This window comes from Butyrivibrio sp. AD3002 (assembly GCF_000420905.1).
Classification (GTDB): Bacteria; Bacillota; Clostridia; order Lachnospirales; family Lachnospiraceae; genus Butyrivibrio.
The window spans coordinates 102,345-124,470 of sequence record NZ_ATVV01000006.1 but is presented as its reverse complement, the minus strand read 5'-3'; the positions used below and the strand labels follow the sequence as shown (position 1 = coordinate 124,470).

Annotated in this window: 18 protein-coding genes; 2 read left to right on the top strand and 16 right to left on the bottom strand. The window is 45.0% G+C overall.

All coding sequences use genetic code 11. The features are described from left to right. Nucleotides 1-91: 91 nt before the first annotated feature. The 11 genes from G596_RS0106485 to G596_RS0106435 all read right to left on the bottom strand — a co-directional run bounded on the left by G596_RS0106485 (nt 92) and on the right by G596_RS0106435 (nt 12,058). Nucleotides 92-1,273, bottom strand: a complete 1,182-nt coding sequence (locus tag G596_RS0106485; protein ID WP_022761028.1) for a glycosyltransferase family 4 protein — start codon at nt 1,271-1,273, stop codon at nt 92-94. Between the two features lie 6 nt (nt 1,274-1,279). Beyond that, nucleotides 1,280-2,371, bottom strand: a complete 1,092-nt coding sequence (gene gmd / locus G596_RS21255; protein ID WP_022761027.1) for a GDP-mannose 4,6-dehydratase — start codon at nt 2,369-2,371, stop codon at nt 1,280-1,282. A 43-nt stretch (nt 2,372-2,414) separates the two neighbouring features. Then, nucleotides 2,415-3,233, bottom strand: coding sequence for a glycosyltransferase family A protein (locus G596_RS0106475; protein WP_022761026.1), 819 nt, complete (start codon nt 3,231-3,233; stop codon nt 2,415-2,417). 8 nt (nt 3,234-3,241) lie between these two features. Further along, nucleotides 3,242-3,637 (bottom strand): DUF2304 domain-containing protein, encoded by a 396-nt coding sequence (locus G596_RS0106470; protein ID WP_022761025.1) that lies wholly within the window; start codon nt 3,635-3,637, stop codon nt 3,242-3,244. Between the two features lie 2 nt (nt 3,638-3,639). Continuing rightward, the gene (locus tag G596_RS0106465) at nt 3,640-4,362 is read right to left on the bottom strand and encodes a glycosyltransferase family 2 protein (RefSeq protein WP_022761024.1); all 723 of its coding nucleotides are present in this window, start codon (nt 4,360-4,362) and stop codon (nt 3,640-3,642) included. Nucleotides 4,363-4,427: 65 nt separating this feature from the next. Further along, entirely contained in the window at nt 4,428-6,191 is a 1,764-nt protein-coding gene (locus tag G596_RS0106460) for a hypothetical protein (RefSeq protein ID WP_022761023.1), read from the bottom strand. Beyond that, nucleotides 6,172-7,383 (bottom strand): ABC transporter ATP-binding protein, encoded by a 1,212-nt coding sequence (locus G596_RS0106455; protein ID WP_022761022.1) that lies wholly within the window; start codon nt 7,381-7,383, stop codon nt 6,172-6,174. The genes G596_RS0106460 and G596_RS0106455 overlap by 20 nt, the downstream gene beginning before the upstream one ends. A 22-nt stretch (nt 7,384-7,405) precedes the next feature. Continuing rightward, nucleotides 7,406-8,200: an ABC transporter permease gene (locus G596_RS0106450; protein WP_022761021.1), complete on the bottom strand. Its 795-nt coding sequence runs from the start codon at nt 8,198-8,200 to the stop codon at nt 7,406-7,408. A gap of 89 nt (nt 8,201-8,289) precedes the next feature. After that, a complete protein-coding gene (locus G596_RS0106445) occupies nt 8,290-9,420 on the bottom strand; it encodes a glycosyltransferase (protein ID WP_022761020.1) in 1,131 nt (376 codons plus the stop codon). An 18-nt stretch (nt 9,421-9,438) separates the two neighbouring features. Continuing rightward, complete coding sequence (locus G596_RS0106440; protein WP_022761019.1) at nt 9,439-10,368, bottom strand: GDP-mannose 4,6-dehydratase; 930 nt, start codon at nt 10,366-10,368, stop codon at nt 9,439-9,441. Nucleotides 10,369-10,513: 145 nt separating this feature from the next. Further along, nucleotides 10,514-12,058: a glycosyltransferase family 4 protein gene (locus G596_RS0106435; protein ID WP_196805198.1), complete on the bottom strand. Its 1,545-nt coding sequence runs from the start codon at nt 12,056-12,058 to the stop codon at nt 10,514-10,516. 506 nt (nt 12,059-12,564) lie between these two features. On the opposite strand from G596_RS0106435, the gene G596_RS23615 reads away from it, so the two are divergent. Together G596_RS23615 and G596_RS0106425 are read left to right on the top strand one after the other, a co-directional pair. Then, nucleotides 12,565-13,365, top strand: a complete 801-nt coding sequence (locus G596_RS23615; protein ID WP_022761017.1) for a hypothetical protein — start codon at nt 12,565-12,567, stop codon at nt 13,363-13,365. 714 nt (nt 13,366-14,079) lie between these two features. Further along, nucleotides 14,080-15,891, top strand: coding sequence for a methyl-accepting chemotaxis protein (locus G596_RS0106425; RefSeq protein WP_022761016.1), 1,812 nt, complete (start codon nt 14,080-14,082; stop codon nt 15,889-15,891). Nucleotides 15,892-16,102: 211 nt separating this feature from the next. Here G596_RS0106425 and G596_RS0106420 read toward each other — a convergent pair whose 3' ends face one another. From G596_RS0106420 to G596_RS0106400, 5 genes are all read right to left on the bottom strand, one after another. After that, the gene (locus tag G596_RS0106420) at nt 16,103-16,987 is read right to left on the bottom strand and encodes a hypothetical protein (RefSeq protein ID WP_022761015.1); all 885 of its coding nucleotides are present in this window, start codon (nt 16,985-16,987) and stop codon (nt 16,103-16,105) included. A gap of 176 nt (nt 16,988-17,163) precedes the next feature. Beyond that, a complete protein-coding gene (locus G596_RS21245; protein ID WP_022761014.1) occupies nt 17,164-18,318 on the bottom strand; it encodes an ABC transporter substrate-binding protein in 1,155 nt (384 codons plus the stop codon). A 169-nt stretch (nt 18,319-18,487) separates the two neighbouring features. After that, a complete protein-coding gene (locus G596_RS0106410) occupies nt 18,488-19,435 on the bottom strand; it encodes a hypothetical protein (RefSeq protein WP_026671225.1) in 948 nt (315 codons plus the stop codon). Nucleotides 19,436-19,549: 114 nt separating this feature from the next. Continuing rightward, nucleotides 19,550-21,223 (bottom strand): ABC transporter substrate-binding protein, encoded by a 1,674-nt coding sequence (locus G596_RS21240; RefSeq protein WP_022761013.1) that lies wholly within the window; start codon nt 21,221-21,223, stop codon nt 19,550-19,552. Further along, nucleotides 21,220-22,092 (bottom strand): carbohydrate ABC transporter permease, encoded by an 873-nt coding sequence (locus G596_RS0106400; protein WP_022761012.1) that lies wholly within the window; start codon nt 22,090-22,092, stop codon nt 21,220-21,222. The genes G596_RS21240 and G596_RS0106400 overlap by 4 nt, the downstream gene beginning before the upstream one ends. Nucleotides 22,093-22,126: the final 34 nt, after the last annotated feature.

Below are 22,126 nucleotides of genomic sequence, written 5' to 3'. Positions count from 1 at the left end.
GTGAAAATGCCAAATTTCGTTAACATGTTCATTATATCATGTATAGGGTTTTTTAGTTATTATCATTCTATGAACTTATTCATCCAAGTTTTCAATTTTCCGAAGCGTACTCAATCATTTCTGAGAGATTGTCGCAGATAACCTTCCAGTTAAAGCGCTCATTAACGTAGCTTTTTCCCTTTTCTCCCATCTCTTCTCTAAGCGAGGGATCCGAAAGCAGTGTGGTAAGTCCCTTCTCAAAGCCCTCATAATCAGTGTAGTACAAGCCTCCTCCGCTCTTGTCGCAGTGCCCTTTTAATACCTCGCACTCACCATTTACCAAAACAGGCTTTCCGAGGCTAAAGGCTTCAAGTACCACAATCGACAGGCTTTCAAATTTGGAAGGAAGTACCAAAAGCTTGGCCCCTGCAATACCGTCAAATTTATCCTGCTCGCTCACAAAGCCAAGCGGCACAATATCGGGTGCCTCCGGAATATCGATTACAGCCTTCCCGATCAGCACGAGTTTCAGGTCATCAGAATGAGTCTCTTTATATTTTAGGAAAAACTCAAAGAGTTCCTTACAATTCTTGCCATCATCAATTCTTCCGGCGTATATGATGTAATTTTCAAGTCCGTATTTTTTCTTAAAATCGTCGCCGCAGACCTTATCCGGCACTTCTACTCCGGACCCGCCGAATTTATAAGGTATGTGGTCACACTTAAACTTTTTGAAAACGAGATCTCTCTCTTCCTGCGTCTCAAAGAAAAATGCCTTTGTCCTTGTGAAAACGGGCTCAAACATCTTCATCCGAAGGAATGGCTCATCATGGGCAAGGGGCAAAAATACTGACTTTTCAGCAACTTCCGGAAGCCCTTTGACCGTCGGATAATAGAGATAAGTCATAAATACAAAGGCCCGGTAATCATCCTTGTGCTCCTTGATGAAATCAATAAGCCCCGGGACTACCGGTCCCTGCGATATGAGCCATCTGTTTTCCATGAAGGTAGGAAGGAGTCCTTCCTTAAAAACTCTATTTATGACATTGAAGGATTTTCTGTGCCGGAGTCTGCTTACAGAAAATCTGCGGACTTTTACCCCGCAGATTTCTTCTTCATCGGATGAATATTCATCCTTCCAGGTCATATAATCAATCGCTTTGGTAGTTAGTACCTCGACTTCATATCTGTCTGTAAGTCTCTCGGCAAGCTCCCTGCATAAAGTCTCAGCTCCGCCGTTAACTTCTTTTCCATATCTTTGTATTACAAAGCAGACCTTCTTATCCCCATACATAGACTATTATTTTACAACGCCCTTCTCAAGGTATTCAGCGAGGTTGGTTTTTATTCTCTCGCTGGCGTGTTCAACCGCAACTTTTTCCATATCATGCTTGGTCATAATCTCAACAAGCTCCTCGAAGCTTGTCTTTGTGGGATTCCAACCAAGTTCCTTCTTTGCCTTTGTGGGATCTCCCCAGAGGTTAACAACATCAGTCGGACGATAAAAATCGGGACTGACTTCAACTACAACCTTGCCGGTTGCTTTATCGATGCCCTTTTCATCCATGTCCTTTCCCTGCCATTCAAGCTCAATGCCCGCATGGTGGAAAGCGAGGGTTGCAAACTCGCGAACTGAGTGCTGCACTCCGGTAGCAATAACGAAGTCCTCAGGCTTGTCGTTCTGAAGGATCAGCCACATACATTCAACGTAATCCTTGGCGTAGCCCCAGTCACGAAGTGAATCAAGATTGCCGAGATAAAGCTTGTCCTGTTTTCCCTGGGCAATGCGAGCTGCTGCCAGTGTGATTTTTCTGGTAACGAAGGTCTCGCCTCTTCTCTCTGACTCGTGATTAAACAGTATGCCCGAGCAGCAGAACATGTTGTAAGCTTCTCTGTATTCCTTCACGATCCAGAAGCCATACTGTTTCGCAACAGCATACGGGCTGTAGGGGTGGAAGGGAGTATTCTCGTTCTGAGGAACTTCCTCAACCTTGCCGTATAATTCGGAGGTTGATGCCTGGTATATTCGGCAGGTCTCAGTAAGTCCGCAGAGGCGAACAGCCTCAAGGATTCTGAGTACTCCGACTGCGTCAACGTCCGCTGTGAACTCAGGTGAATCAAATGAAACCTGAACGTGGCTCTGTGCAGCCAGGTTATAGATTTCATCGGGTTTTACTTTGCTGACAACGTCAACAATGCTCATTGAATCGCCGAGGTCTCCGTAGTGGAGGTGGAAATTCTCAACTCCCTCGAGGTGTGCGATTCTTTCTCTGTAATCTACTGATGAACGACGAATAACGCCGTGAACTTCATATCCTTTTTCCAGGAGAAGCTCTGCAAGATATGAGCCGTCCTGTCCTGTTACTCCGGTGATTAGTGCTTTTTTAGCCATTTGTGTGTCCTTTCTTTTTTCTAAAACAACATTATAGCATATATTAGAGATTGTTTGAGGCTTCGCCTTTTTTGTAGAAGTGCTCTATGAGTCGTGCAATCGGTTTTGGCCAGAATTTGCAGAACATGGCGAAGTCTTCCTCTGTCCTTGTGTTGCCGTTTATAAGTGCGGTGGTCTCGGAGTCGTCGTGAATCCGGTGTACCATCTGGATGCTGTTAACAAATACAAACTCGCCGTCGAGCTTGGAGAATCTCTCCCAGGCCTGCCAGTCGATTCCGCCTTTGTAGCCGGGAATAAAGAGCTGCTTCGGAAGATTCTCGGGAACGTAAGTAACCGAGGGGCAGCAAATTGCTGATCCGAAGGAGAGAGAGCGTCTTCTCATGAACTTGGAGCTCCACATAAATCTGGGTCTTAGCGGGAAGAGCATGATTCTTTTTATATTGAGGTTTCTTATATTGGAAACTTCTTTTCCGTTTCGAAGCTCGGCGTAGTCTGTGTAGGCTATCAGAGGTCTTGAGGTTCCGTTTAAATGAATCAGTACTTCCTTTGCAAAATCGGGTTTGTAGAGGTCGTCCTGGTGAGCAATGGTCACTAGTCTGGTCTTTGCACAGCTTATTGCAAAATTCCAGTCGGTGGCTATGTCGCTGTTGTATTTTCTCTCCTCATTTATAAAAAGCGGAATGTCGTATTTTTTTGCAAGAAGGTCAAGATACTCAGAAGGTGTAGAGGTACAGATGATTACATTTGTCCGGACGTTCTGAGTGGTTACCGACTTTATACATTCCTCTATATATTCACTTTTTCCGTATGCACAGATCGTAAAGGTGTGATCTTTTGCAGTGAAATATTCTCTTTTTTTCATATATCTCGTTACTTTTCAATAATCTCGGTCTTTCCGTTCTCCATCCTCTCTTCCAGCTCGCGCACTCTTTTTTCCAAAAGTCCCTGAGTCTGGATGAGTTTGGTGATCCTGCCTGCCTGGCGGGAAGCAATGCTGGTGAGCGATAGCACGAGCATGATCAGGAATGCTATCAGTATTATGAAAAGTCCGTTCATGGTTCCGGTGATGCCGCAGAGATTCAGGAAGTATACGAGAATCATGGGGTTCAGAACCAATATAAAAAAGGCTGCTCCGGTGAATAGCCACAGGAGGGTGTATTTCATGTTTAGTTTTTTGTGCTTAAGCAGCGATAAGATGATGATGAAGTAAATGATGATCGCTAAGATGAGCACAATGGTAAGGCGGGTCGGTATTATTTGGTGCATGGTTATCTCCTTATGCCATAGCTGATACGGCATACGATAATGTCTAAGGTTACTTTGATCATGTAGTAGATTGAGCGGCGGAAGTTGATGGAGCTTTTTCCGGTCTCGCGCTCGCGCATGATTACGGGCAGTTCCAGGATTCGCTTGCGTCTCATGACCGCGTCAAGGATGGCTTCGGGTTCGGGGTAGTCTATCGGGTAGTTCTCCGAGAAGACATCGATGAAAAATTTGTTTACTGCGCGGAAGCCGCTGGTAACGTCTTTAACTCTTCTAAAACACAGAACTGTTATCAGTCCGCTAAGGAATTTGATTCCGATTCGTCTTGTGGCTGAGCTCTGGAAGCCTTCCTTGTTGACGAATCTGGAGCCGATGACATAATCCGCTTCGCCTTCTCTGATAGGGGTGATTATGTCCTTAATGTAGGCGGGATCGTGCTGGCCGTCACCGTCAATCTGGACTGCGATCTCGTAGTCTTTCTCTCTGGCGTAGCGGTAGCCTGTCTGGATTGCGCCGCCTATTCCAAGGTTAATCGGGCAATTTATATGGTTGTAACCCCGCTTTTTAAGAATTCGCGAAGTGGCGTCCGAAGATCCGTCGTTCACCACCACGTAGTCGTACTGCGGGTATCCGGTGGTGATCTCGTCCACGATATTCTCTATGTTTTCCGCTTCGTTATATGCCGGAATTATGATCAGCACATCGGATTTTTTGTTTACAGTTGCCATTTTTCTATATCGTTCCTTCTGTTAAAAAGTATTCGGCGTAGTTTTTCCGAATAACATCTACTATATCATAAGTCATTTGCCTTATACACTAAATAGAATTCTCCCGAAAGCTCCGGAATCTGTTCCATGTCCTCCGGGATAGCCTGCGTCAGTTCGTCTTCGTTGGAAACAATAAAATACTGTATCTTTTCAGGCCTATATGTATAACTGACTATCGGCTCTACCAAAGCAGCTGAATTGATATCATTATTTTCCAGGTCTTCTTTTGGTATCATATATTCTTTGTCCGCTGAATCAAAGTACAAGTCATACACTTTTGCAACTTCCGAAAACTGGCTCTCATCCACAAATGCAACGTTTGCATCTTCGAGCCCGTTTTCCTCAAAATATCTGTCTATCTTCACCATCTCGTCGATCATCTCAGGATCATCTTCATAGGTGTCATGTACTATATAAGCACCATAGGCCATATTTACTACCGATAAAAGCATTGCGGAGTAGAAAAAGATGTAAACTGCAAGGTCTTTGCTCTTTTTTGCCGCTCCAAAAATGATAAAGATGAGTATGGCAAAACCAACAGTAGTCGCAATTCCCACGATGCTATGGAGTATCCCGGCTTCTGCAGGATGAATTATGCCGGTTATGATTTTTCTCGCAGGATATATGTATAACAGGCCTATTGTACCGGTTGTGCAGGTGTTGATTATCCCTTTGAAAATGCAGCCGACAAAGACCAGCACAGGCACAATGGTCAAAAGATTCTTTTTTTCAAGTGTATCATCCAAAGACAGGTATGCAAAGAAAATACTGATAAGGGGCACCATTATTCCAGCAAGATAGCGGAGGTGTATGCCGGGGATGGCTTTTCCGAGGTCCTCTCTGGCTGTTATGGTGACCGTGATCACAAGAATCTCTCCTATAAGAAGAAGGATTGTATATAGCAGGTACTTGCGAGTGACATCGTCCAGCTTTTTGTAATTGATCACAGGAAGCAGCACCGGGAGCACATAGAATGCCAGTATTATCGCCGCAATATTGTAGAACAGTCCGTAAATCAGGTACATCGCCGATTTGTAATTGAAAAACTGCGCCGGATTCAAGGCTCCGCTATTTATGTAGGAATTTGAAAAGCCTCCGAAGAAAAGCATTCGGACCGCGATGTAAACAGCTGCAAGTGCAAGTATATAGAGTCCTATTTTTTTCAAAGAGCCTTTGTTTAGCACCGCGCTTATGACTTCCGCTGCAATGTAGGCAAGAAGTACGCATATCCCGATCTCCTTCGTAAAGTAGGAAAGGAGGCCGAGGGCAAGCACGATTATTGTATATTTTCTATTTTTATATTTGTATGAAAGTAATATGAAATAGAAGGCAAATGCTGTCACCGGAAAGAACAGGTTCTCCGACATGAAGGTCCCGGAGATGATGATGTCCGGCCAGATGAAGATCAGAAAAGCAGCAAGCCTTGAGTAGTACTTGTTCACACCCAGTTCCTTGCAGATCATGTAGCAGGGAATGAATGAAAGTGACATAAGCACTGAATTTATCAGCATTATGGCACGAACTCTTACAACTACATTTTTTATCAGAAATGTGGGGAGCAGTACGAAGGAGTATGCGAGCTTTGAAAACTGCAGATTTACTCCGTGGAGTTCAAAGCTTTTTCCCTCGAAAATGCTCTTTGCGATGTCGTAGTAGATGATCTCATCGGGGTAGGTTTCCATCGCTTTGCTGTAGTTTGAGATGAGGTACAAAAGGGCTACATGTACGATAAATATGATGAAGAGTATGGTTTTCTCTTTTTTATCTAATTTAATTCTGCTTCCATTCATGTGCAATCCGTGCTGTTCCTTCGTCCTCTATGTTGGATGTGACGTTGAATTTCGCCGCGCCTTTCCAGTAGTCCACGGGATATTCCTCGCCGGTTTCTATGGACAGATCGACGCTGTACTCACCCGATATCAGGGAAAGTCTTGGCATGATAAATTCCACGCTTCCGTCCTTTGTCAGCGTGATTCTGTCAAGGTGCTCGGCTCTGGTTGTAGTGCCGTAGCACAAAACGCCGTCGTTTCTGTATATTTTAATTCCGAATACCGTGTCTTTGACCTCTTCCTTGACGGTGTAATCCACTTTTATCGTGCAGGGGTCTTCCGCGTCAAATCTTATAGCAGGCTCCCCGTTTTTGAAGAGTTTTACTCCGCTGATCTGGGCTTCTCCGCTGCCGTATCTTGTTACTTCAAAGACTTTGGGTTCTTCTTTTTCGGGTTCCTTCTTTTTGTCCTCATCTCTTTTTGCTATGAAGTCGAGGTAAAGCGGGTTGATGTCACTGGGTTTTCCGTCGGCCCTGACTTTTCCGTCATGGATCCAGATGCATCTGTCGCAGAGCTGCTCAATCTGTCTGGTGGAGTGGGATACAAGGACAATTGTGGTTCCTTTTCCCAGTATCTCTCTGAGGCGGTTGAAGCATTTAACCTGAAAAGCGGCATCACCTACAACAAGTATCTCGTCGATAAGGAGAATGTCGGCATCAACATTTATCGCAACTGCGAAGGCAAGTCGCATGTACATTCCCGAGGAGTAGGTTCTTACGGGGTTGTCGATAAATTCCTCAAGTTCCGAGAAGGCAATGATATCATCAAGTCTCGCCTCTATTTCTTTGTGGGTCAGTCCGAAAATTGCTGCATTGATAAAGATGTTCTCGCGCCCGGTCATATCGGCATGGAATCCGGCTCCGAGCTCAAGGAGACTCGATACTCTTCCGCGCATGGTGATATTGCCTGAGTCGGGATAAAAGATACGGGTCAGCATCTTCAGTGTCGTACTTTTGCCGCAGCCGTTATGTCCCACGAGTGCCACGGCTTCACCTTTTTTTACTTTAAAGCTAAGGCCGTCAATTACGTTTCGTATCTCGTAGCTTCGTCTGTTTTTGAAAAGTGATGCTTCCTTCAGGGTGAAGCCCTTGTCGTGGTAGACGCGGAAGCTCTTTTTTATGTTGTCAACTTCTATGGAATATTCTTCTTGCATGTGTTTTCTCCGGGGCCCCCTCTTACAAGTACTCAGCGAACCTTCGCTTCAGTCTGTTGAATAGGTTCCAGCCAAGGACGAGGAAACCGATCCCCATAAAGGATGCTATCGCGAGGGTGTCGATCTCAGGCGTCTGCTGGTAATAAAGTATGTCTCTGTAGGCCACAATAACCGAGGTCATGGGATTTAAATAGAAAAGTTTTATCAGTTTTCCCGGAATTATGTCTACCGAGTACATTACGGGTGTCATGAACTGCCATGCCATTGTTATGATGGTCATCATGTATTTTACGTCGCGCAGGTAGACGCACCAGGCGCTGAAAATGAACACTAAGCCTATGGCAAGCGAAAGTTCTATCATCATAATAAGCGGCAGATATACGAAGACTGCCGGGTTGGTCAGTCGTCCGGCCACGAGAAGTACGATAAGCACGATAATGAAGCACAGCAGCATGTTGATGAACTGGCTTACTACGTACGATATCGGGATTACTTCTCTGGGAAAATAGATTTTCTTTATCATGTCCTCTGTATCCCTCAGGCACCCGCTTCCTTCACTCATGCAGGTTCCGAAGAAGATCCAGGGGATCAGGGTTACGAACAGGAAGAGTGAATACTGTTCGGTACTTGTTTTCATGATGACGGAGAATACTATGGTGTAGACTATCAGCTGAAATAAGGGGTTTAAGAAGGTCCATAAAAAGCCGAGCGCAGAGCCTTTGTATCTGCCTCGAAGGTTTCTGTGAACCTGGGTGAAGATCATTTCACGATAGTCATATATCTCCTGTATTCGTTCGGTTGTGGTTTCTAGTTTCATGTAGGTCCTCGTTGTGCCCCCTCATCCGTCGGCTTTGCCGACACCTTCCCCCCAAGGGGAAGGCTAATATCTTGAGGAAGGCATTGGGTTTATTTATACACAGTGACGCCTTCGAGCTGCTTGGTCTTGAAGATGGCGTATTGTTCGTCGACGAATCTCTTTAAGCGGTCGCGGAAGATGCTCTCATCGAATTCCATGGCGTGGGCACGCAGTTTTTCCTTATCAAAGGTGAGTTTCTCAAAACGGTGAATTGCCTCCAGAAGGGATTCCGGAGTGGGTTCGTCGAAAAATACTCCGGTCTCGTTCTCTATAACGGTCTCGAGGATGCCGCCCTTTCCAAGGGCAATGACAGGTCTGCCGCTTGCCTGTGCCTCTAACGGTGTGATTCCGAAATCCTCAACTCCGGGGAATATCAGCGCTTTGCATTTTGCATAGTACTCCCTTAGTTCTTCGTCCTGAACGAAGCCTAGGAATTTAACGGTAGGTCCGGCCATCTGTTCAAGTTTTTCACGCATGGGGCCTGTTCCTATGACGTAGAGGGGCAGGTTTTCCTTGGTGCAAGCCTTGACTGCGAGCTCGATGCCCTTGTATTCCTGAAGTCTGGAGACGCATAGGTAATATCCGCCGTCCTCCTCAGATGTATGGAACATGCGCATTCGAACCGGGCAGTGAAGGACGTAGGCATCTCTTCTGTAGTGCTTGTGAATTCGTCTTGCGACATTTACCGAATTACCCACAAAGACATCCACACGTGCTGCCGTTGCATAATCCCACACACGCATGAATGTCATGAAGTAAGATATCATCTTGTTTTTAAATGCGCCCTTGCCGACAAGCGGGCCGATGTAGTTGTATCTCTGTTCCCAGGCGTATCGCATGGGTGTGTTGCAATAACAGATATGCAGGGTGTCGGGTCCTGTGATTACGCTTTTTCCCACACTTGTGCTGCTGCTGATTACGACGTCGTACCCGTTGAGATTGATGCTCTCCATTGCGGTGGGCATGAACGGGAAAAGTCGTCTGTGATTGAGCATTTTTTTCTCAGTCTTCTGAAGGTGTGTGGTGCGGATATCCGCGGTACGAAGGGCTCCTGCCATGTTCATCCTGTTGCACATGGATGTGTAGATCGGTGCATCCGGGAACACTTCGTGCATGTTTATTATTACGTTTTCTGCGCCTCCCATGAAGGGAAGCCAGTCATGTACTATTGCTACTCTCATTAAGCCCTCATCTTTCAATTACGCGTGATTCATATAATAATCGTATACCTCTTTGGCCGTATCGAATATGTTGTACTCAGGCTCCCAGCCGAGGTCTTTTGTAATCTTGCTGTGATCGCAGCAAATAACCGGGTTCTCGCCTTTTCTAACGAGCTTGGGCTCAGTTTCCACGGTAATGGGCTGACTGGAAAGACCTATGATGTAATCGAGAAGGTCTTTGAGGGAGACGGATTGTCCGCTTCCAACGTTATAGACCTCATTGTATTTTTCACTCTCAATGATGAGTCTGTACGCACGAACGATGTCCTTGACGTTGCTGAAGTCGCGGCTCACGTTGAGGTTGCCGACTCTCATCACGCCGGGCTTGCCGCTTTTCGAGATGTCCGCTACCTGTTTGCACCAGGAGGGTATTACGAAGCTGTCCGTCTGTCCGAGTCCTGTGTGGTTGAAGGCTCTTACGTGAAAAACTTTCATATCGTAGTGTTCGCGGTAAAGAGTCGCGAACTGTTCGAGCATTATCTTGGAAATTCCATAGGGATTCCTTGCCTGGAGCCTTGTTTCTTCATTAATTGCTCCGTAGGTGATGTCGTATTCTTCACTGGATCCGACAAGAAGCACTTTGATATCAAGGTCGAGGTCCTTTACAGCTTCGAGTATATTCAGTGATCCGCAGACATTGACGTCTACTGTTGTGCGGGGTATTTTCCAGGAAATACCTACGTTGCTGACTGCAGCGAGGTTCACTATATGGGTGGGTCTTACCAGAGCGATTATAGATTTCACACTGTCGGTGTCGTTGAGGTCACAGACAAAAGTGCCGTCAACATCAGGGATAGCATGGACGCTCATTCTATCACTACCATAGACATCATATCCATGGTTTTTAAATTCTGTCGCAAGATGGCTCCCAACAAAGCCACCCACGCCAAAGATCAGAACTTTTTTCATACCATTTATTCCTCATTCCAATATTTATATCTAAATATTAAATCTGGCCTTATATTGTCAGATAATTGTATATAATAGCGCATTTTAGGCTGTTTGAAAAGGTCGCGGCAAGCGGAAGGCTGATTCTGTCTCTAAATATGCGGCTCTATCTAATGAAATCCATGATGTTTTTTGCAGATTTTTCCCAGGTGTAGTTCTCTTTATAGAAGTTTTGGATTTCGGGCGTAATGATGGGTTCCTTCGTTCCATCCAGTTTTTCAATATCGAATGTGTCTGCGTTTCGGGGATCAAAGAAGTAGCAGCCCACAGGATATATCTCCCTGAGTACAGATATGTCCGCCAGCGCTATGTGCTTCACGCCTGAGAGTATCGCTTCCATTGGCGGTATACCAAAGCCTTCATATAATGATGGGAATATAAAGGCGTAAGCGTTGTTGTAGAGGGTGCGGAGTTCTTCGTTCAGGACATAGCCTGTAAGAACGAGGTTTGAAGGATTGTCTGCAGGGCCTTTGTTAGTGCTGTCCGATAAGTCTCCCATTTTGTTATGTGCGTTTTCGGGGCTCTCAGTCCTGGAAATATCTCCTGCCGCGCTGAAAGAGCGGGTGGCACTGCCCCCGGCAACGATGAACTTTCTGTCTGGATATTTTTGTGCAAGCTTTTTGATGTATATTTGGTTCTTATGAAGATTCTTACTTCCGACGCTTAGGTAATAGCGCTCTCCCGGAGCGATGTTCCATCTCGAAAGTATGTCTTCGTCTTTGTTTTGGTCTGATTTGAGGGTTGAGATTTGGTCTGGCTTAAGGGTTGAGTTTTGGTCTGGTTTGAGGGTTCCTTTTTGCGAATCCTGTGATGTTTCCGGTTTTTCCAGGATCTGTTCTGCTGAGTTTCCTGCAATCGCAAATTTGTCCTCATCAAGCTCATAGTACTTTATCAGTTCGTCCCTGCTGAATTCAGAGATGGTTATGATTCCTTTGCATCTGTAGAGCGTTATGAGGTAACCACAGCGATACATGAAGCGGAAAGCTTTGCCGTAGGACTCAGGGTATCTTATAAAGGAGATGTCGTGCGCCACGACGTAATCCGGCTTTACAGCCGGCGCTATTGCTGCGAGGGTAAGGAGCGTGCCTCTCTTTTTGAAGGCGAGAATGGGCAGGTGGAACTGCGTCCACTTATTTCCATTTCCTTTTCCTATGCGTACCATCTCGATGTTTTTAAGTTCAGGCTGTGTTTGGAGTTCTCCGTAGGGGAGGGCAAGTATGGCCTCTCCGGGCTCTACCATTTCATCAAGCTTTTTGATTATTTCTATGCCATAGCGCTGAACGCCAGTCACATGCTGGGCAAATATTCTTCCGTTAATGATGAGCGGGTGCTCTTTGCTAAACCCGGGGTGGGGGTTTTTCCTTATTGCGTTTTTGTGTTTTTTTGCATAATTCTTCCAGAAAAAAAAGACGGCATAGATGGCGATGTATATTGCGAGTACTCTGATAAAGCCTGTTGCCGGAATCAGCATACCAATCAAAGCTGCCAACGTCACAGGCCAGAATCTTATGACAAACTCGCGAAGATGCAGACTGATGCGGGGTGAGGGCGAGTTGGTTTGTGTGGAGTTGGTTTGTGTGGAGTTTACTTGTAGGGTGTTAGTTTGTATGGAGTTGGATTTTGAGGTTGGTATTTCCGGTTTTTTAGTCATAATCATTCTCTTTAGGTTTATTTTTCTATATCCTATAATAACTGATAATTGGAGCTTTAGCATGCTTTTCGGCTATTCTTATCATTTTTACAGTTGTACTGACATTGTGCACTAATAGCGGGTCTATTGCCCTTGCATTCGCCATCATATCAAACAGCCTTGATTGCATTATTGACACAGAATATGATTTTGTGTTATTGTATCTTCCGTTCGTTGGAACAAATCATTTTGTAAGTCAGTTCGGCTTACATTTATCCAATTTGAAACAACAATTTAACTGAAGTTTCAATCAATATATCCATTCCTGCAATAACTATATAACATTACATGCTGCTGTTTGCGCAGTTTTTGCGCCTTACTTGCGCTTTTTATGCCCTTTTTGCACTTAAGCGGCGTACAACAGGACGTACGGCCGTACGTGAAAAAGGTAACGAGTTCGGCAGTTACAAGACAGATCTGCTATCAGAGATATCAGTCGAAGGTTTTGAGGAAAGGAAGGAACAAACATGTCTGAAATTAGTATTAGTACAGAATTAGTTAAGAGGGAGAATGAGTTAAATAAGGTTCTTAAAGATTGCGAGAACAAGCTTAAGAAAGCACCTTCGGGGAAGTTAAAGATAATAAACCACAAAGGCAAAACATCATATTATTTAAGGAAAGATGGCTACGATAAAGCCGGAAAATATGTTAAGAAAAATGAATTTGATAAGGCCAAGCGAATAGCTCAGAGAGATTATGAGATTGATGTAAAAAATGCAGTGAACAAGGAGTTATCTGCCATAAGCAGCTTCAAAAAGAAGATGCCACCTAAAACATACGAGCATGCCTATGAAGATCTGATTTCAGCAAGAAAAGTTCTGATTACACCACACTTTCTTCCTGATGAAGAATTTGTGAAATCCTGGCTCGAAGAGCCTTATGAAGTTTATGCAAGAAAAGATGAAAAAGCTCAGCATTTTACTGATTCCGGAGAACAAGTGCGCTCAAAATCGGAGGTTATGATTGCCAACGCTCTCAGAAAAACCGGCATCGCATATAAGTATGAATGTCCATTATTTCTTGGGAATACCAAGGTTCATCCTGACTTTACTATTCTCAAGATGCCTTCTCGAAAGGTTGTGTATTGGGAACATCTGGGAAGATTGGATGATCCTGAATATTTGGATAAAAATCTTATGCACAAGCTGGATGAGTATGAAGAGAATGGAATCTTTCTTGGTGATGGGCTGATTATTACCCGCGAGACTTCTGAGATACCATTAAATATTAAGAAGGTTATGGCAGTTATAGAGCATTATCTTATGTAAGTTGGTTACGTGCTGCAATTATGTGTTGTTGCTCTTTAATGTTGTATGATAACTCTTTTTAAGATGTATAGTTGGTCTCTGAGTGCAAGTCTACTTTGGGATTCTATGTCTTGTAGACTTATCGTTTTGCCAAATTAGTTTTAGCGACCAAGTCTAAAGCGGGATTCATGCTCTATTTGACTTATCGTTTTTGCCCAACTTCGTCCAGACCGCAAGTCTATTATTAATTTCTTCGCGAATTGACTTATACCTAACCGTGTATTTACTCCCGCGCATAAGTCTAAAGTGGGATTATTGCTCTGTTTGACTTATCGTTTTTAGCCTACTTCGTCCAAAACGAAAGTCTATTAATAATTTCTTCGCGAGTTGACTTAAGACTAGCCGTGTAGTAGCTCCCGCGAGCAAGTCAAAAATGGGAATATCACCCTTTTAGACTTACACTCAGGCACTACAAAGCTCCCGCGTGCAAGTCAAAAATGAAAATATAACCCTGATTGACTTACTCCTACCCGCATAGCTCCTCCCACTCGACAAAAATTAATCAGAGGGGTTGTTATTAACGATTTCACGCTTATTTTATTCTTATTTAATGATTTGAATCCCCATAACGCGCTATAATAATTGTATATAGCAACCACTATGCGCAAGAGGCAAATCCTCTTGTGCTAGTTAGATTATTCATGTAATCACTTTACCTTATGGGGAGGCGAAGAAATGGCAAACAAAAATAATATCAATGAAGGTGCAACAGGCACAAAGGCCACTACAAAGGGTGGTTTTTTCCAGACGATTGCATTTCAGAATCTTGCAGTAAACCTGGTGATTCTGTTAGCAGTTGTGATTGTTACCATCATTCTGGTTAACAGTATGAAAGGCATGATGAATACTGCGGTTACGGCCAGCACAAATGAAGTTGACACTCTTATTGCAGAAGGAAAACTCAAACAAGCTACTCTTCAGATAGACGGTAGTCTTAGTGCACTTATAGGTGCAGCTTCTATGGAGAGTGTAGATGATGAAACTTTGCAGGGATACGCAGATACTCTTAAGGCTGCAGAAGCACAGATACCTGAGCTCACCGAGTATCTCAGCACCAGCCTTTGGGTTACTCAGGTTGCTGATGGCGCTGAGCAATATGCAGCTCTTGAAAACTCCCTTAACGCATTTCTTGCTGATGCAAACTCTATAATGGAAAGCTGCATGGCAAGGGACATGGAGCCTGCTTTCACTGTTCTTTCTTCATCTTATTATCCAAATATGACCAGCATGAACGCTGCTTTCGATACTGCCGAGGCATCAATACAGGGGCTGTCAGTTGGTTTAGGTGCCTACCTTCAGCTGACTCTCAACGATGGTACCAAAAAGGCTGTTATCGGAATTATAATTATCATTCTCTGCATAGTTGCAGGTCTTGTACTTAGCATTGTCAGAATCAGTAACAAGATCAGTGCCATCTCTAATGAAGTTGTTGGTATCATCGACAACATCAATGCAGGAAAAGGTGATCTTACCACTCGTGTAAGAACACAGACCAAGACAGAGCTTTGGTCAATTGTGGATGGAATCAACCAGTTTATAGGCACTCTTCAGGATATTATTAAGGATGTAAAAGACGGTACTGTTGTACTTCGTACTTCTGCCGATGAGATGACTGACCAGATTCAGAAGGCAAGTGATAACATCACAAATACTTCAGCTGCTTTGGAAGAGCTGTCTGCAAGTATGGATACTGTTTCTTCAACAGCTGATCAGATCAACGGACGTCTTGAAGAAGTTAAGGACGCTGCGGACGAGATCAGAAAAGAAGCTGCAGAAGGTGCTCAGACCGCTATCACAATCAAGAATGAGGCAGACGAGATCAAGACCGCTGCAACTCAGAAGAAAGAGAATACCGGCGCGAAGATTACAGAACTTGGCGAGGTTCTCCAGATTTCCGTTAAGGATAGTGAGAAGGTTTCCCAGATCAACGAGCTTACCAATGTCATTCTCGACATCGCTTCTCAGACAAACCTCCTTGCTCTGAATGCTTCTATTGAGGCTGCAAGAGCAGGTGAAGCAGGAAAAGGTTTCGCCGTTGTTGCTGAAGAAATCAGTGCCCTTGCTGAAAACAGCCGCCAGACAGCCGGTAACATTCAGGTTATCAGTAATGAGGTGACAACCGCTGTTAAGAGCCTTTCCAATAATGCTCTGGAAGTTATCGATTTCATCAATAATACCGTTATCGCTGACTATGATTCTTTCGTGGAAACCGGAGACAAGTACGAGCAGGCTGCTATTATGATGGATGACATGCTTGAGAAGTTCTCGAACAAGGCAGACAACCTCAATACCATCATGGATCGCATGGCTGATTCCGTTGAGTCCATCACTGAGTCGGTTAAGCAGAGTACAGAGGCCATCGGTCTTTCCGCTACGAACTCTACTGAGATTGTTGGTGAAATCCAGGGTATCGATAGTGCGATGATTGAGAATAACAAGGTTACAGAGAGACTGAATCAGAGTACAAGTATTTTTGAGAATCTGTAATAAAAAGATAACATACAAGAAATGCTTCGCAGCATTTAAGGTGAATTTAAAAATATCGTTTGCTTCTTCATAAAGAAATATAGGTAAATAACTAATAAACCGGTAATCGCCTAATAAAATCAGGTGGTTACCGGTTTTCTACGCCATTCTTTTAGAATTTGTATGACTCGATTTTAATTCATCAGGCCGCTAGGTCGCATGCTATTCCTGATCATGCTCTGCCGTAAGCTGAGCGAAGTCTCAGGTGTGTATTCGGATTGTCGGCGCTTCTAAGGTGTGAGTCGATGCTTCTGTCAGAAGTTCTGGTCTCCTGGCTTGCAACCGAGGTGCTCATGAGATCACTTGAAAGGCTGTTTAGCATCTCGCGAAGGAGCGATCCCTGTCCGGTGTAGGAAGAGATGATGCTGTCCTCATCAGAACTATCAAGCGATGCTACGTCTGAGCCAAGCGATGAGCTGATTGCATTAGCCGTGCTTCTATTGGTTGAGCCGGATGATGCTGATGCTACCAGGTTCTGCAGATCTTCTGCCGAGTTATCAAGTAAACTCTTGTAACCTGAGTAATTGCCGATTGCGGAAAGTGCTGTATCCGTGAGCGCGCTGAGTGCTGAATTGCCCTCACCATCCTCGGATCCGACAGCTAGATTAGAAAAGAGTCCCGATGTGAAATCCGCCTTATCTGTAAGGGAATTGTCGATAGAATCCTTCATCATCGCAGTGTAGAGGTAATTCTGGAGAATCAGGTTGCTTCTGGCTTCGCCCTCTGCTGTGCCATCAGAAGCGGCACCGGCGATACCTATCAGCCTATCCTCTGCCTCCTTCGAAAGGTCACTAACAATGGCCTCTGCAGAATCTTCGGAAGAAGCTGTCTGCCCGAGAAGATCCGACTTCATAACCATCCCAAGTATGCTTGAAAAAGAGTTGGCACTTGCAAGAGCACTTGTGGCATCAGCTGTATCAAGTGAGCTTCCGATGCTCGCCAATGCGGATGCGCTTCCAAGAGCCGAACTGCCTCCGAGCAATCCTCCGGACATGGAATTAAGCGATGTCAGATTACTGTAATTTGAAACAATTGAAGATAGATAATCGTAGTCCATGACTCCCCCAAAAAACTTTTTTCAAATAGAAAAGTGACTTTTTACCAACAAGATTGCAGATTATCTGGCTTTCCCCAAAACACAATATATTGTGTTTGCCATGAATGTATTATACCACAAATATGGTTTTTGTGGTTGATGAAATTTTGGATTTTTTAAAAAAATCGGAGACCAAATTAGTAAGCAGCCTCAACTGCCGCCTTGTCCACAACCACGATCGGTTCGGTCACTTCTTCACCCATGCTGTTGAAATAAGTTATCTCGGGGACGATGTCCTCGGCGGCGTACCAGGTCTCTGACATGAAGGTTTCCTTCTGAATTTTGGCCTGTTTTTCCAGGTCATAAATGAGTTTAAGGCAAGCAGGGCCCTGGAGTGGATTGCACTCAAAGTCTGCATTGATATTACCATCGAGTACATTTTTAAGTCCGTTCTTGCAGGCGTCGAAAGAAATTATTATCATGTCGCCGCCAACTCCGTAGCTGATACCGTGCTCGTCGAGGCTCTTCATGATCCCAAAGGCCATGTTGTCATTCTGGGCCACGATCACGTTGAACTCGCCCTTATATTCCTCGCAGAATTCATCCATGACGCGTTTTCCGCCCTCCTCGGTGAATTCGCCGTCCCGGGAGTCAATGATGTTCCAGGCCTCGTACTCGATATACTTGTGAAAACCGGCTGAGCGCCCGTTTTCCGCTGAAGAACCCTCATTTCCCGTAACCTCTATAATATTTATCTCCCTGAGGCCTTTTTTTGCTGCATAGTTTTTAAGCCACTCGCCGGCGGCCAGGCCCTCATCTGTGAATTCAGACCCGAGCCAGGTGACGTATTTCTCGGAATCATCAATGGTTCTGTCGATTACAATCACCGGGATCCCGGCCTCTTCCGCTTTTGTAAGGACGTCTTCCCAGCCTGTGGAAACTATGGGATCAATGACGATGTAGTCAACTTTTTTGTCAACGAAGCCGGAAACGGCTTTTATCTGAACATCGGTGTCGTTGTCGCAGTCAATGAAGTCGAGCTTTATGCCATTTTCCTCAGAAAGTGCCTGTTTCACCGAATTGGTGGACGCTATTCGCCAGTCTGATTCATGACCAACCTGCGCAAAACCCACTGTGACCTCACGGCCAAGGAGCTTGTCTCCCCTTCCTTTAGGCGCTTTACAGCCTGAAATAAGGCATGCAATCATCACAAAAAATATCAGAAACGCGATGCTTCTGCCTGTGAATGCGCCTGACTTTTTCAGTTTTTTGAAATAGCTCAGAAGTCTTCTGATCGGCGTACTTTTTCTCTTTTTTACATAGTCGCTGAATTGGACAACTTTTGCATCCATTTGTGTTTCCCCTCATGGCGTCTTTTCACAAACTCATATATATCTCAAAAAAATAAAGACGCTACCAATATTATGATAGCGCCTTATATATGCCAATACTATTTAATTTCTATTAAAAATTCCTCAAAATACTGCAAAGTCTGAGCGATTTGCATGTCTCGGTTTTTTATTACTTAACAGTAACCTTGGTGATGTGGGGGTTAACGCCCTGGTACCAGTAAAGGAAGCCCTCCATGTCAACCTTGTCGCCAACGTTAAGTGCCTCAACAGCCTTGTAAACGTCGGAATCCTTGTCGCAAAGATAAGACTCAACTGTGAAGGTGTAGGTATTTCCATCAGCAGATACGTTGAAGTAAAGGTCGTCGCCCTGAGAGCCTGATCCGTCATAGTTGTAAAGGAAAGCAACTTCGTTTCCGTCAGCATCTTTGCTTGCTTCTACAGTCATGTCTGTGAAAGATACGAACTCGTTCTGGTGGTCGATGATAGAATCGCTTGCAAGGTCAGCTGTTACATCTTCTGCCTCAGCAACAAAGTTTCCGTCCTCGATCTCGTAAGTTGCATCGATGATCTCAACTTCGCCTTCCCACTCTGTCTTGTAACCGGTAACCTTGATCTTGGTTCCCTGCTCAAGCTTAGCGTAGTCTTCCTCAGAGCAAGGCATGTTGTAAAGGAAGTAAGCACCATCCTCAGCCTGTGTGTAGAAAGTAGCAACGCCTACGCCGTCTTTCTCCCACCAGCCCTGCTTAGCCTGTACATAGGTCTCAACTGTAACCTCTGCATCAAGATCAGCAGCAGCGAAATCGTCATGGCTCATAACATCGCCTGTTGCAGCATCTGCGTCATCTGCTGCTTCTGTGTCTTCTGCTGCATCACTTTCTTCTGCTGCGTCGTCTGTTGTCTCTTCAGCTGCTTCTTCTGTTGTCTCTTCTGCTGTTTCTTCTGCTGCTTCTTCTGTTGTCTCTGCTACACTCTCTTCTGTCTCAGCTGCATCAGCTGCTTCTGTGCTCTCAGCCTCTGTAGCTGTCTCTGCGGGAGCTTCTGTCTTAGCCTGTCCGCATCCGATCATGCTTACAGCAAATGCAAGTGTCAATAATGTTGCGATAGTCTTCTTTTTCATAATTTTTTTCCTCCTGTAATGGTCAGCTGCCGGGTTTGTGCTGTTGTATGTGCACTTGGCTCACTGCCGTTATCTGTTATCGCCGACTATTATATCACTCTATTGGTGAAAAAACTATTCTTTCGAAATCTTGCCACTTTTCCTCGAATAGAAGAAGTACGCGCCGATCAGTACCCAGGCGCCAATCAATATCCTGATGAGCCACTTGGATTCCTCGGGAAGTTCGCCGAGGTCTGCTTTGCCGGCGTTTACTGCGCTGCCGGAATCAAGGTGGTAGAGGCTTCTGGTGTCATCGTAGAGCTTGGCAATGAAGTCGTCGTCCACTTCTTTCTTTCTGCGAACCGACTTGGTGACATTCTCGATCAGGGCACCTGCTGCGTCGCGAAGCGAGGTGGAGCCGTTGAATACACTGGTAACAAAGGTATAGCGCTGGTTATCGAGAAGAAGCTTTGTAGCAGCAATTTTCACATCGTAATATGTGCTGTTATCCTCACCTGCTCTATTCAGGTAGTCCTTATATTCAGCAGATTCCTGAGCTTTAGTGGTGACAGGAACATAGCCTTCGGTCTCGGCATAAGCCATTTGGACATCATTCGTCAGCATGTACTGCGCAAAAAGCCAGGATGCAAGCACAACCTGCGGATCCTCTTTATTGAAGATACAGATAGACGGTCCCTGAGAAATCATGGCATAGCGGCCACCCGCTGCCTTAATACTGTCATCCAGAAGCTCTCCATCTTTCGAGTAGTACTGTGGAATGGGATATACTACGGTTTCAAAGTCCACCACTTTGTCTTCCGCGATGTCGCGGAGTGGTGCCTTGGAGCCCATCCAGGTGGAGCCGGCGGTTGAGTCGACTGCAAAAATGCACTGTCCTGCATTCAGAAAGTTTGCCGGATATCCGGAAATCTTGAAGGTCGAGAATGCACCGGTTTTCGCATGCTCTGCTATTGTCATGAGGGAGGCCTTGGTATCATCACTGAAAAGCTCTATGTCCCCCTTATCGTTTGAGTATCCTGCCCCCTGCTGTTTCAGCATCTGAATCATCATGTTATCGGTGGATTTATATATAAAAGGTATCATGACCTTCTGGTCATTTAGCTTGAAGGTGCCATCCTCGTTTTTCGCAAGTGCTGCCTCGGAAACTTCCCATACAAAATCCCAGGTGAGGACTTCAGGCATCTCGAATCCAAGCTGTTCAACATAGTCTTTATTTACATAGCAGGCCTCGGTCGAGCGCATGTACGGGATTGCATAGTGGCTGCCTCCAATCTTGCACTCTGATAAAAACTCAGGAACAATCTCGTCAATGGTCGGAGCGTCGTATTTCAGCTCGCTGCCGCCAAGTCCGTATTTTTCATCTGCGAAAAGATCGTCCAATGGCTCAACTGTGTCCGCGCCGGTCATGTAAGTCGCGATATGATCGGGGTAGGTTATGCAGACATTGGGCGTGGTATCTGTCGCGATATTTGTAATTACGTCATTATATATTTTGCCATAATCCGTGTATAGTCGGATTGTTACATCCACATTCGGATAAAGTTCCTCAAAATGCTTGATCGCTTTTTCGTATATTCTTGTCTGGGTTTTGTTGGTATCATTCTTTGCCCAAAAGGTGATTTCAATTTTCTTGTTCTCATCAAAAGATTCCGGTATCTCGAATCCGCGGGCTTCTTTACTTCCGTGGCAGGCGGATAATGCAAGTCCGTTTATGGCGACCGTAAGTACCATAGTGGCTGCAAGCGCAATTTTCTTTATGGATTTTTTGTTGCAAAAATTCGGCATCATCCCTTCGTACCTCCTCTTGCAACTCCGGCCATGATTTTCCTTCGAAATACAAGGAACAAAATCATCAGCGGTACGGAAATTGCCACCACTGCTGCCATCATGGCGGGGATATTTTCACGGCCAAAGCCGTTTTCACGTATCTCCTGAATTCCGTTGGAGACGAGAAAATAGTTGGAGTCGTCAGTGATGAGTCTCGGCCAGATGTAAGAATTCCAGCACTCGATGACCTTCAGGATTGTGATGGTGATGAGTGTGGGCTTTGCAATCGGAATCATGACGCGCCATAGATAGCGCATGTCGCTGGTCCCGTCTACCTTTGCTGCTTTGTAGAGTTCATCCGGAATCTGCTCGAAGTTTTCCTTAAGAAGATATATGTAAAAAACCGAGATGACGGACGGCAGCACCAGGCCGGGGAAGGAGTTGCGCATATTCAGGTCGGTGATTGTGACATAGTTTGTGATGATGACGAGTTCATTTGGAATCATCATCAGTGATAAAAACAGCGCAAATACCAGGTTTTTTCCGGGGAATTCGAGTCTTGAAAACGCGAATGCGGAAAGAACCACGATTACAAGCATTATGCCCGTGGTAACCACCGTGAAAATGAAGGTGTTTATCAGGTACCTTCCCAGAGAAACTTCCGTGAACGCGCTCACATAGTTTTGGAATGTGGGCGATGTCACGATAAGTCTCGGCACGTACTCGCTGTTGTAGGAACTGTAGCTTTTAAAGGATGTGAGAATCATCCAGTAAAAAGGGAACAGAACAATTAGGGCCCAGAAGGTCAGGAAAAGGTATTTCACAATTCCCTGGGCTATTGTGGCGGCCCGGTCGCGGGCTTCGATTTTTTCGTAATTAAGGTCATTCATTGGGTGTACCCCTCATCCGGCACTTCGTGCCACC

What these genes read in the sequence shown, in the direction of transcription:
- G596_RS0106420 (WP_022761015.1), bottom strand. Translation starts at nt 16,987, where the DNA reads ATGGACTACGATTATCTATCTTCAATTGTTTCAAATTACAGTAATCTG.
- G596_RS0106410 (WP_026671225.1), bottom strand. Translation starts at nt 19,435, where the DNA reads ATGAAAAAGAAGACTATCGCAACATTATTGACACTTGCATTTGCTGTA.
- G596_RS0106400 (WP_022761012.1), bottom strand. Translation starts at nt 22,092, where the DNA reads ATGAATGACCTTAATTACGAAAAAATCGAAGCCCGCGACCGGGCCGCC.
- G596_RS21245 (WP_022761014.1), bottom strand. Translation starts at nt 18,318, where the DNA reads ATGGATGCAAAAGTTGTCCAATTCAGCGACTATGTAAAAAAGAGAAAA.
- G596_RS0106470 (WP_022761025.1), bottom strand. Translation starts at nt 3,637, where the DNA reads ATGCACCAAATAATACCGACCCGCCTTACCATTGTGCTCATCTTAGCG.
- G596_RS0106465 (WP_022761024.1), bottom strand. Translation starts at nt 4,362, where the DNA reads ATGGCAACTGTAAACAAAAAATCCGATGTGCTGATCATAATTCCGGCA.
- G596_RS0106445 (WP_022761020.1), bottom strand. Translation starts at nt 9,420, where the DNA reads ATGAGAGTAGCAATAGTACATGACTGGCTTCCCTTCATGGGAGGCGCA.
- G596_RS0106475 (WP_022761026.1), bottom strand. Translation starts at nt 3,233, where the DNA reads ATGAAAAAAAGAGAATATTTCACTGCAAAAGATCACACCTTTACGATC.
- G596_RS0106485 (WP_022761028.1), bottom strand. Translation starts at nt 1,273, where the DNA reads ATGTATGGGGATAAGAAGGTCTGCTTTGTAATACAAAGATATGGAAAA.
- G596_RS0106440 (WP_022761019.1), bottom strand. Translation starts at nt 10,368, where the DNA reads ATGAAAAAAGTTCTGATCTTTGGCGTGGGTGGCTTTGTTGGGAGCCAT.
- G596_RS0106455 (WP_022761022.1), bottom strand. Translation starts at nt 7,383, where the DNA reads ATGCAAGAAGAATATTCCATAGAAGTTGACAACATAAAAAAGAGCTTC.
- G596_RS0106460 (WP_022761023.1), bottom strand. Translation starts at nt 6,191, where the DNA reads ATGAATGGAAGCAGAATTAAATTAGATAAAAAAGAGAAAACCATACTC.
- gmd (WP_022761027.1), bottom strand. Translation starts at nt 2,371, where the DNA reads ATGGCTAAAAAAGCACTAATCACCGGAGTAACAGGACAGGACGGCTCA.
- G596_RS0106450 (WP_022761021.1), bottom strand. Translation starts at nt 8,200, where the DNA reads ATGAAACTAGAAACCACAACCGAACGAATACAGGAGATATATGACTAT.
- G596_RS0106435 (WP_196805198.1), bottom strand. Translation starts at nt 12,058, where the DNA reads ATGACTAAAAAACCGGAAATACCAACCTCAAAATCCAACTCCATACAA.
- G596_RS23615 (WP_022761017.1), top strand. Translation starts at nt 12,565, where the DNA reads ATGTCTGAAATTAGTATTAGTACAGAATTAGTTAAGAGGGAGAATGAG.
- G596_RS21240 (WP_022761013.1), bottom strand. Translation starts at nt 21,223, where the DNA reads ATGATGCCGAATTTTTGCAACAAAAAATCCATAAAGAAAATTGCGCTT.
- G596_RS0106425 (WP_022761016.1), top strand. Translation starts at nt 14,080, where the DNA reads ATGGCAAACAAAAATAATATCAATGAAGGTGCAACAGGCACAAAGGCC.